General features: G+C 36.2%; 10 protein-coding genes. 1 reads left to right on the forward strand and 9 read right to left on the reverse strand.

The annotated features are described in order from the left end of the window. Window positions 1–800: 800 nt before the first annotated feature. The 6 genes from MWU32_RS00185 to gcvT all read right to left on the reverse strand — a co-directional run bounded on the left by MWU32_RS00185 (window position 801) and on the right by gcvT (window position 6,986). Window positions 801–1,511, reverse strand: coding sequence for a YebC/PmpR family DNA-binding transcriptional regulator (locus MWU32_RS00185; protein WP_246936609.1), 711 nt, complete (start codon window positions 1,509–1,511; stop codon window positions 801–803). Window positions 1,512–1,700: 189 nt separating this feature from the next. Further along, window positions 1,701–3,752 carry a S41 family peptidase gene (locus MWU32_RS00190; RefSeq protein ID WP_246936611.1) on the reverse strand — a complete coding sequence of 684 codons (2,052 nt, stop codon included), beginning with the start codon at window positions 3,750–3,752 and terminating at the stop codon, window positions 1,701–1,703. A gap of 21 nt (window positions 3,753–3,773) precedes the next feature. Continuing rightward, on the reverse strand, window positions 3,774–4,064 hold the full coding sequence (locus MWU32_RS00195) for a 4a-hydroxytetrahydrobiopterin dehydratase (RefSeq protein ID WP_246936613.1): 291 nt from the start codon (window positions 4,062–4,064) through the stop codon (window positions 3,774–3,776). Window positions 4,065–4,119: 55 nt separating this feature from the next. Next, window positions 4,120–4,968, reverse strand: a complete 849-nt coding sequence (locus tag MWU32_RS00200; protein ID WP_246936615.1) for a sugar nucleotide-binding protein — start codon at window positions 4,966–4,968, stop codon at window positions 4,120–4,122. An 18-nt stretch (window positions 4,969–4,986) separates the two neighbouring features. Next, entirely contained in the window at window positions 4,987–5,901 is a 915-nt protein-coding gene (locus MWU32_RS00205) for a glutaminase (RefSeq protein WP_246936617.1), read from the reverse strand. Next, window positions 5,898–6,986 carry a glycine cleavage system aminomethyltransferase GcvT gene (gene gcvT / locus MWU32_RS00210; protein ID WP_246936619.1) on the reverse strand — a complete coding sequence of 363 codons (1,089 nt, stop codon included), beginning with the start codon at window positions 6,984–6,986 and terminating at the stop codon, window positions 5,898–5,900. The genes MWU32_RS00205 and gcvT overlap by 4 nt, the downstream gene beginning before the upstream one ends. A 409-nt stretch (window positions 6,987–7,395) precedes the next feature. Here gcvT and MWU32_RS00215 point away from each other — a divergent pair, with 409 nt between their 5' ends. Continuing rightward, a complete protein-coding gene (locus MWU32_RS00215) occupies window positions 7,396–8,031 on the forward strand; it encodes an SDR family oxidoreductase (protein ID WP_246936621.1) in 636 nt (211 codons plus the stop codon). A gap of 172 nt (window positions 8,032–8,203) precedes the next feature. Here the strand turns inward: MWU32_RS00215 and thrC are convergent, their stop codons facing one another. From thrC to MWU32_RS00230, 3 genes are read right to left on the reverse strand one after another with little or no spacing between them, the layout of a single operon-like run. Next, complete coding sequence (gene thrC / locus MWU32_RS00220; protein WP_246936623.1) at window positions 8,204–9,505, reverse strand: threonine synthase; 1,302 nt, start codon at window positions 9,503–9,505, stop codon at window positions 8,204–8,206. A gap of 58 nt (window positions 9,506–9,563) precedes the next feature. Then, on the reverse strand, window positions 9,564–9,698 hold the full coding sequence (locus MWU32_RS00225; protein WP_246936625.1) for a four helix bundle protein: 135 nt from the start codon (window positions 9,696–9,698) through the stop codon (window positions 9,564–9,566). Next, on the reverse strand, window positions 9,691–9,801 hold the full coding sequence (locus MWU32_RS00230) for a four helix bundle protein (protein WP_317235140.1): 111 nt from the start codon (window positions 9,799–9,801) through the stop codon (window positions 9,691–9,693). The genes MWU32_RS00225 and MWU32_RS00230 overlap by 8 nt, the downstream gene beginning before the upstream one ends.

A 9,801-nucleotide genomic window follows, 5' to 3' on the forward strand; every position in this document is an offset into this window, starting at 1 on the left:
GAAATGAGTAATTTACATAAACTCGCAGGGGAGTTGACCTAATTGTTAGCGGCAATTTGAACAGACACTACCACAGAAGAAATATATTAAACATTTATTTTACCAATTATAGTTTTGGTAAAGGTTCAACACTAAACAGGGAAGTTCAGATTTTTTTTATTTTTATTTTTTTTAGTCAGCAAGACGGAACATGATTGTCATGCATCCTGATTATAAATCTGACATTAAATCTGACATTAAATCCGAATAATTAGATAAAGAAATTACTGCTGAAAAAACGAGAGATAACACCTTTAACTGTTGCACAACCCCAAAAATGCATATACAACGAATTCATTTAGCTCTTATATGGCTTTCTCATTTTTTTTAGGTAGATGGTTCTGCTAAATTTTGGAGCGCTTAAATATGTGTTCATTTAGTTCAGGAGTGGCTTAATTCAATTGAATAACAAGACAAGTACTTTTGCACCACTTTGTGTCAGTTTTTATTTAACCTTCAATTGATTTTTAAGATTATAGGCCATGGGGGTCAACAATATGATCTTTTTAGCATTGCTATATCAATGGTGTATGCTCTACAACTTCGAGGCTTCATATATCCATTCCATTAAGAGGAGGGAAGCCAAAAAAAAATCCATTCCACTATATTTTTTGATAATTGATATGGCTTTTGGAACAAGTGGCAAGATTCTTTTAGTCTCAGGTTTTGACCTCGACCTATGCATTATATAAGTTATTTCATTGCTTACAATAATCTCCCATTGTAGTCTACAAATATCTGAAAACCTCAGTGTAGTGTGATTACTCCTCCATAGTATGATAGACGTTCTGTACATCATCATCTTCCTCAAGTTTTTCTAAGAGTTTTTCGACATCCTCAGCTTCCTCGGGGGTCAGTTTTTTTGTGACTTGTGGGATACGTTCAAACCCCGAAGATAGGATCTCAATGCCTCTATTTTCCAATTCAGATTGAATTGCTCCAAAACTCTCAAAAGGAGCATAGATCAAAATCCCATCATCGTCAATAAAGACTTCTTCTGCACCAAAATCAATAAATTCCAACTCCAATTCCTCAGGATCTAATCCCTCAGCAGGAATCCTGAAATTACATGTATGGTCAAACATAAAAATCACCGAACCTGATGTGCTCAAACTTCCATCGCATTTATTAAAGTAACTCCGAACATTAGCAACTGTTCTGGTATTATTATCCGTTGCAGTCTCTACCAAAACAGCAATGCCATGAGGGGCGTAACCTTCAAATAGTACCTCTTTAAAATCCCCTAAACTCTTGTCAGATGCTCTTTTGATGGCTCGCTCCACATTGTCTTTAGGCATGTTGACAGCCTTCGCATTCTGTATTACTGCTCTTAAACGTGCATTGGTATCAGGATCAGGGCCACCGTCTTTAACTGCCATTACGATATCTTTACCGATACGTGTAAAGGCTTTACTCATTGCTGACCAGCGTTTCATTTTACGTGCTTTACGAAATTCAAAAGCTCTTCCCATGTTAAGTTCTAAGTTTAAAAGTTTAAAATTTTAAGTTGGCAATCTAAGTCGTCAGTAGGTGGTTGGTAGTTTTCAGCACTTTTGTCGCCTACCATGCGTCATTGAACATACACCTTTCCAAATGCGGAGCAAATTTAAAAAAAATCATTTTATCAATGTGTAAGTGTGCTCTCAAAAATTTGCCCTGTCTCAACGAAATTTATGTTTTCTTATATCCGACAGGATTAATAGTGCTTCGTGAATATATATGTCCGTTGAAATATCGTCAATCAGACTTTCATTCAGTTCAATATTATCTACATTTAATTTGTTTTTTGTGTCTGATGTGTTTTTGACCTTGACACGATTTGTTGCACTATCAAGTACCTGATATAGTTTATTCCATACGTTATTATAGGACTGCACATCGTCATAAATATTGTTAAGCGTTAAGGCATAGTTCACATCTCTGTCTATATATGAGCTTAACATCGTGGAGCTTAAGTTTCTAATGGCCTCAAAATTTTCATTGTTTTCAACGCGGATGTTACTCTGAAGTTGAATTTCAGCCAAGGGCAGTTTTTTATATGATGTATGCTTAAATGCTGGAGTGATCGCATCATTGGAAAGAGCGAATGGGCTATGGGCCTCATTGGTTTTGATACCATCATAGAGCGAGGGTAAAACAATATCTGGCACAATTCCAACCGATTGATGGCTCTTTCCAGTTATGCGATAAAACTTTTCAATGGTTAGTTTGCAAAATCCTAAATCCTCTGTATCACTTAAGGGTAATATCACTTGTGCTGAAGCCTTACCATGACTTGTTGATCCAACAATAAGGGCGCGGTTATAATCCTGCATTGCCCCAGCAAAAAACTCAGAAGCTGAGGCGCTGAAATTGTCTATTAGAATAATTACTGGTTTATTGAAAAGTGTACCTTTAAAGTCGTCTGTTATGGTAAAAGTGTCCCCATTACCATATTTCAGAATTGCCAGTGGTCCTCTGTTTATAAATAATCCAGATAGCTCAGCGGCCTCTTTCAGTGACCCTCCTCCATTGAATCTTAAATCTATAATCAAGCCCTTAACATTTTCCTTGTTAATTATCTGAAGTTGGTTCGCTACGTCATGCGCTAATCCATTGCCAAGTGGAGAGTCAAAATCAGTGTAAAAACTAGGAATGTTTAAATATGCAAAATTAGATTTTTTATGTTTTATGATGAATGCAGTGCATGAATTTTGCTCTACTTTGAGTTCAGTTTTTGTAAGTGGGATTTCTTGGATGGAACCGTTTTGTTTTTTGATTTTAAAGATGATCGTTTTATTTTTTTCATTGGAAGTAAATGCGGAAATATCTTCATTTGACACACAATAGGTTTCTAGGGTCTGTGTAGGAGAGGTGAGGGATTTGATGACATCATTCTCTTCAAAATTTCCGTTTAAAAAGGCGGCGCTTCCAGGAGCAATGTAGGCAATGATAATATCTCCGTTCTTATTTTTTTCGGTATCAATACCAAAGGTCAATTGGTGGTTGGATACTGAGCTTTCAAATTGCGATTTATCAGAATCATTATAAAAAAATGTGTTCGGATCTTGGTAATTGGCGAAAGCGTTCAAAAAGGATTCTTTTACAAAGCTTAATATATCGCCGTTTTTATGAAGAAGTTCATTCAAAAGGCATATTTGATTTTGAATTACTTTTGGTTTAGCCTCTGCTTCTAAGATTTTAAAATTTTCTTCTAAATATGAAATTGCAGTGTCCTGTTCCACCAAATGATCAAGAATGAAATAACGGATCCGTTTGTTCCAATATTTTTTGAACATTTGGTCATCCTTAAAATACGTAGAATTTGCTTCAGCTTTAAAATAAAGCGTATCCCTTCCTGAATAATCAAAAGTTTCATTCTCCAAGGAGGCAACATAGGTTTTGGAAGCTTCAATTCGCCGCTTAAGTATGGTGCTATATTTCTCTATAAAACTGCAATCGTTCGATGCAATGGCATCATCAAGTTGCAATTCGTCAGATTGAAATAACAATAGATCAGAGTGTTGAAAAAAGCGTTTATTCTCATCCAGACGGTCTAAAAACAAGTTGAACACGGCTTTGGAAAGACTATCGTCAAGTGGTTTCGGTCGGAAATGAAACTGTTGGATGCGTTCGTTCAAGGCATTAATTTGCTCACAAAAAACAGGGTCATTTTGCGCATAGGGCAAAGAAATGGTGAAACCAAAAGCAATAAAAATCAGCTTTTTCAACATAATTTAAAAAGTCATTTCTTGCTATTCCTGAACCTCCACAATAGCCTCAATAGCTTCGGCCAATTTGAAATCTTTTTCAGTAACCCCTTTGGCGCTATGCGTAGATAATGAAATGGTCAAAATGTTGTACACATTCTTCCAATCGGGATGATGATTTTGTGCTTCACACTCAAATGCAATTCTGCTCATAGCACTGAAACAATCCTTAAAATTGTCAAATTCAAACTCGGCATGGAGAGCGTTGTTATAGTATTCCCAATCAGGAAAATGCAATAGTTTTTTTTCGATGATATCATCAGATAATGGAGACATAATCAGGTTTTTTAAGTTTCTTAAAATTATAAATTATAATTGACAATTAATAGGACTAAGTGTTATAATTCATGTAATTGTCCAATTCTTCAAGTAGTTCTATGCTATTAATATGAAGATGTTTAGGCAGCTTGTTGCTTTTGGGCATCACTGCCAAATAACGATCTTCATTAGTAGTGTAAACCTGTTTGAAACGTACATTTTCTGATGTGATCAAGGCAACCATTTCCTTAATGAAATCATCGTGATGTACCAAATCTGTACTTCCTAAATGAAATATACCATGTTTATCGCGATTGATGATATAATGGATTTGTTGGGACATCTTAAAATCTGTAGTCACATTCATAATCAGATTGGGGAACACTTCAATGGGCGTTTTGTCTACAATGTGTTGCTTGATTTCCTTAATTCGGGGAGCCTGGTTGCCAAAAACCATTGGAAGTCTGATGATCACTACTTTCTTTGCGGGTAAGCGCAGGAGCATATTTTCAATTTTAATCTTAAAATGGCCGTAAATACTGTCACTCAAAGTTTTGTCCTCTTCATAACTTGGATATTTACTATAAGCGTCAAAAACATTGGCCGAAGAGAAGAAGATGATTTTACAATCATGAGATGATACATATTCAGACATATGTTGATGCGCGATTACCTGTGCATGAAAATCGCCACGCAAACAGGAAATGATGACTGAGGGTTTGACCGCTTTTAGAATTTCGAAAACATCGTCTTCCTCTACACGATATTGAAAAAAATGTTGGTTGTTTTCGTAGGATTTATTTGAAATGTGATAGGTTCCAAAAGTTTTAAAATATGGACCCAGCTCCTTATATAGGGCATTTCCTATAAAACCACTGGCTCCAAGGATAAGAATGCGATGTTTATTGTCTGGTGTCATCATATTTAGTAGCGAAATTTTCTAAAAAATCGATAATTTGGTCATGCTCGTAAATTGTTCCAAAGCTTGCATTCCCAGCAATGAATTCCCTTTCATGTTTAATCCAGGCGACCAAACTGAGATTGTGAAAAGATTAGGTAAAAGGGCTACAATACCACCACCCACACCGCTTTTACCCGGTAAGCCAACTTCAAAAGCAAACTCGCCTGCTTCGTCGTAAAACCCACAGGTCAGCATAATGGCGTTGATCCGCTTGGCTTGACTAGCTGAAAGCCGATTAGTCTTTAAACAACATGCACCGTGGTTAGCGAACATAATAAATGCTTTGGACAATTGCTCGCAGCTCATTTCAATGGCACATTGATGAAAATAGAAATCCAACACCACATCCACATCATTTTCTAAATTCCCATACGCTTTTAATAAATTGGCAGCGGCATAATTATTATAACCAGTCAAACGTTCAGATTCAGCAACCTTCTGATTGAATTCAATGGTATGGTCGTCAACAACCTCACGGACATAGTTTAAGAAATCCTCTTTCGGGTTTTTAAGAAGGCTAATCAAAATGTCAGCAACTACAATTGCTCCAGCATTTATCAGAGGGTTTCTCGGAATGCCATTCTCCAATTCTAAAAGAGATAAATGGTTAAAAGGATTGCCAGAGGGTTCTACATCTACCCGTTGCCACAAGTTTTTTGGATACATAGGCAGTGCCATGGCAAGTGTCAATACTTTTGAAATACTCTGAATAGAAAATTTCTTATTCCAATCGCCAGTTGCAAAAGTTTGATCATTTAAAAGTCTTAAATGAATTCCAAAATTCTGTACATCAATATTTGCCAATTCCGGGATATAATCAGCTACTAGGCCTCTGTTGACTTCATCCTTTAAATTATGATATATGGTATCAATGACATTTTGGAAGTCGATCATGAACTAACTTTATAAAATGGCGTTTTTACAATGGTCGCTGGGACAGCATTTTTTCTAATTTGAATATTAATTTTGGTTCCCACTTCAGATAAATCTGCCGGTACATAGCCTAATCCTATCCCTTTGTGAAGTGAAGGAGACATGGTTCCTGAGGTCACCTTTCCAATAATTTTACCTTGATTATCCACAATATCGTAACCTTGGCGAGGAATTCCTTTTTCGTCCAGTTCAAAACCTACCAATTTGTTTTTGGGTCCGTTTTCCTTTTCCAATTTAAGAGCTTCACTATTGGTAAACTCCTTGGTGAATTTGGTTACCCAACCCAATCCGGCTTCAATTGGAGAGGTGGTTTCGTCAATATCATTACCGTATAGGCAATAACCCATTTCTAAACGCAAGGTATCCCGAGCGGCCAGTCCAATAGGTTTGATACCGTAAGATGCACCAGTCTCAAAAACTTTGTCCCAAATTTGTTTTACTTCTGAGTTCTTACAGTAGATTTCAAAACCACCACTCCCGGTATATCCTGTTGCAGAAATGATGACATTTTCAATCCCTGCAAAATCACCCACTACAAAATTGTAGAATTTAATGTCTGAAAGATTATGACTCGTTAAACTTTGCATTGCTTCTACCGCTTTAGGACCCTGAATGGCCAATAAAGAATACTCTGGTGAAAGATCTCTAACGGTTGCACCAACATCATTTTTAGCGTTGATCCAGTTCCAGTCTTTCTCAATATTGCTGGCGTTGACCACTAATAAATAAGAATCTTCCTTCATTTTGTAAATGATTAAATCATCTACGATACCACCATTTTCATTTGGTAAATAGCTGTACTGTGCTTTCCCCACGGTCAGTTTTGAAGCATCGTTACTGCAAACTTTTTGGATCAATTCCAATGCATTGGGACCTTCAATTAAAAATTCACCCATATGCGAAACATCAAATACGCCAACGCCATTTCTGACAGTTTCATGTTCTGCGCTGACACCTTCATATTGAACAGGCATATTAAATCCTGCGTAGGGTACCAATTTTGCTCCTAGAGCCTCGTGAGCTGCTGTTAATGCTGTGTTTTTCATGTTTTGTTTTTTATTTCCGCGACGGCGTATTTCTTATTTAAAATCCCTTGGTTAAAATATAAACTAGGCAATAATGAGAGGCAATTCTAAAATGTATATAAAATTCCTTTTTAAAGCTCAAACCTGAAATGCTATTTTCAATAATATTTCAAAAAAATTTAAGATTTCTAACTCATAATCCCCTCCATAATTGCATCACAAAAGTATCGAAAATTATCTGTTTTAAAAATGAATCCTTCCGATTAAAAATTTGTTAAAGGAGTACTTTGAAACATTTATCGAAATCAATTTGAACACGATCTTAACTTAGTTTTTTTAAAGTTGTATATATCGTTTGGTTGTTGTGATAAACTTAAGTTAAATGTCCAGTAAAAATTGTGTGTGCTTCAATTTCTGTTACATTATAGATATGGAAAACGTATTAGTAGCAGGTGCTAACGGCACTACAGGAAAACAGATTGTCAAACTTTTATCAGAAACGCAATATTTTAAACCAGTAGCCATGGTTAGAAAAAAAGAGCAGATGGACAAGTTTGAAAGTAAAGGGATTTCAACGGTGTTGGGCGATTTAGAACAGGATGTTTCCCACGCTTTTAAAAATGTGGATAAAGTCATATTTGCTGCTGGTTCAGGTGGGAAAAATGTGATTGGTGTAGATCAGGAAGGTGCAAAACGCATGATCGACGCTTCAAAAAACTCAAATATCAAGAAATTCGTGATGTTAAGCTCTATGGGGGCCGATGCTCCAGAAAAAGCTGATCAATTGCAAGATTATTTAAGGGCTAAGCATAATGCCGATGAACATTTGAAAAGCAGCGGTTTAAATTATGCCATTGTAAGACCGGGAAGCTTGAATAATAATCATGCCACGAACCATATTCAGCTAAAAGAAAAGCTGTCCCAATCTGGTGAAATCAGTAGGGCAGACGTGGCTCAGACTTTGGTGCGTGTCCTTAATGACGATACGGCAAATAAAGTGTCTTTTGAAATTTTGAATGGGAATACACTTATCGGGAAGGCTTTGAAGGGATTTTCTGAAAAATAGAACTAAGAAAATAAAATCTATAGTGTATTTGAAATGAGTCAAGACCACTTCGCTGTAGGATTAAAGATTCATGACGTTTTTTTGGATGATTTTAGTTTGAAAGGTATTTTTTCTAGAGTTTATGATATTTCTGGGGAATAACCATAAAACAAGAGGCGCTCGGCCTCTTATTTCATGATAAAGTGTTCAATAAAACCGCTTTCAATTCGTCGTAGTGTGCAATTGGAATAGAAATTTTTTCTTGATCCATAACCGCTTTAATCTGCGATGGCAATTCAATTTTTTCAGGAATGATGTCTTCTACAACATTTAAAAACTTTGTAGGATGTGCCGTTTCTAAAAATACACAATGTGCATCATCGTTATCTTTCAAATATGATTTACACCCTAAATAACCGACGGCGCCGTGTGGATCAGCAATATATTTAAAATCAGTATAAAGCTCTTTTAAAGCCTCACGCGTTTGATCATCAGAAAAACTAAAGGATGATAAATTGGATTTTAGAGCCTCGAAATTATGTTTATAAATTTCCTGTATTCTGATAAAATTACTTGGATTGCCCACATCCATGGCATTGCTAATGGTTTGGACGGAAGGTTTTGGTTGGTACAATTTAGTGGTGAGATATTCCGTCACCACATTGTTTTCATTATTTGCTGCGACAAAATGATGAATTGGCAAGCCCAATTGTTTTGCCATCATGCCTGCACAAATATTCCCGAAGTTGCCACTTGGAACTGAAAACACAATTTTTTTATGGGTCTTGTGTAGCTGTTTGTAAGCAAAAAAGAAATAGAACATCTGAGGTAACCAACGTGCAACATTGATCGAATTGGCTGACGTCAACTGCATTTTACTCGTCAATTCATCATCTAAAAACGCACGCTTTACCATGTCTTGACAGTCATCAAAAACACCATCTACTTCTAAAGCCGTGATGTTTTGTTTAAGCGTAGTCAATTGCTTTTCTTGAATATCACTTACTTTTCCACTTGGATATAGTATGACGACTTTAACGCCCTTCACACCTAAAAATCCATTGGCAACTGCGCCACCGGTATCTCCAGATGTCGCTACTAAAACGGTGACTTCTTCGGTGTTGTTTTGATTGAAATAACCTAAGCAGCGTGCCATAAATCGGGCGCCAACATCTTTGAATGCCATGGTGGGACCTTGAAAGAGTTCTAAAGTGGAAACCTGATCATTGATTTTCACAACAGGAAAATCGAAGGATAGGGTTTCCGCAATGATTGTTTTTAAAACATCCTCAGGAATATCCGGACTTACAAATTGTTTGATAGCTTCAAAAGCAATGGCTTCATAAGACAAATTATCAATATTCTCAAAAAATGAAGCGGGTAGTGGTGTTATGGTTTCAGGAAAATAAAGCCCTTTATCTGGTGCAATACCTTTAATTACTGCTTCTTTAAATGAGGTGTTTGGGGCTTTTTTGTTCAAACTGTAATATTTCATAATAATTGACGGGTGACAGGTGACGGGTGACCGAAGTCAACATCGATAAGTCATTTTTTTAATTAATTTTATTTCTAAATGCGATCATCATATTCATTAATTCATAGGATTTATCATATAAATTTTCAAACTGAGTTATGTTTAAATAATTTCTTCTCTTTGCTTTATACAGACACGTTACGACTTCAGCCAAGGAGCGTATGGCGTATCCTATAAATTTTTTTTTGTTCAGGATTACTTTGTCCTATTGAACCTTCTGATATATTTAAGGCTATAGAATCGGCAGCTCTCCTTAT

It is taken from the genome of Gelidibacter sp. F63206 (assembly GCF_023015735.1).

Excerpts from the sequence above, each read along its gene's own strand:
- MWU32_RS00190 (WP_246936611.1), bottom strand. The coding sequence starts at position 3,752 with ATGTTGAAAAAGCTGATTTTTATTGCTTTTGGTTTCACCATTTCTTTG.
- MWU32_RS00200 (WP_246936615.1), bottom strand. The coding sequence starts at position 4,968 with ATGATGACACCAGACAATAAACATCGCATTCTTATCCTTGGAGCCAGT.
- MWU32_RS00215 (WP_246936621.1), top strand. The coding sequence starts at position 7,396 with ATGGAAAACGTATTAGTAGCAGGTGCTAACGGCACTACAGGAAAACAG.
- thrC (WP_246936623.1), bottom strand. The coding sequence starts at position 9,505 with ATGAAATATTACAGTTTGAACAAAAAAGCCCCAAACACCTCATTTAAA.
- gcvT (WP_246936619.1), bottom strand. The coding sequence starts at position 6,986 with ATGAAAAACACAGCATTAACAGCAGCTCACGAGGCTCTAGGAGCAAAA.
- MWU32_RS00195 (WP_246936613.1), bottom strand. The coding sequence starts at position 4,064 with ATGTCTCCATTATCTGATGATATCATCGAAAAAAAACTATTGCATTTT.
- MWU32_RS00185 (WP_246936609.1), bottom strand. The coding sequence starts at position 1,511 with ATGGGAAGAGCTTTTGAATTTCGTAAAGCACGTAAAATGAAACGCTGG.
- MWU32_RS00205 (WP_246936617.1), bottom strand. The coding sequence starts at position 5,901 with ATGATCGACTTCCAAAATGTCATTGATACCATATATCATAATTTAAAG.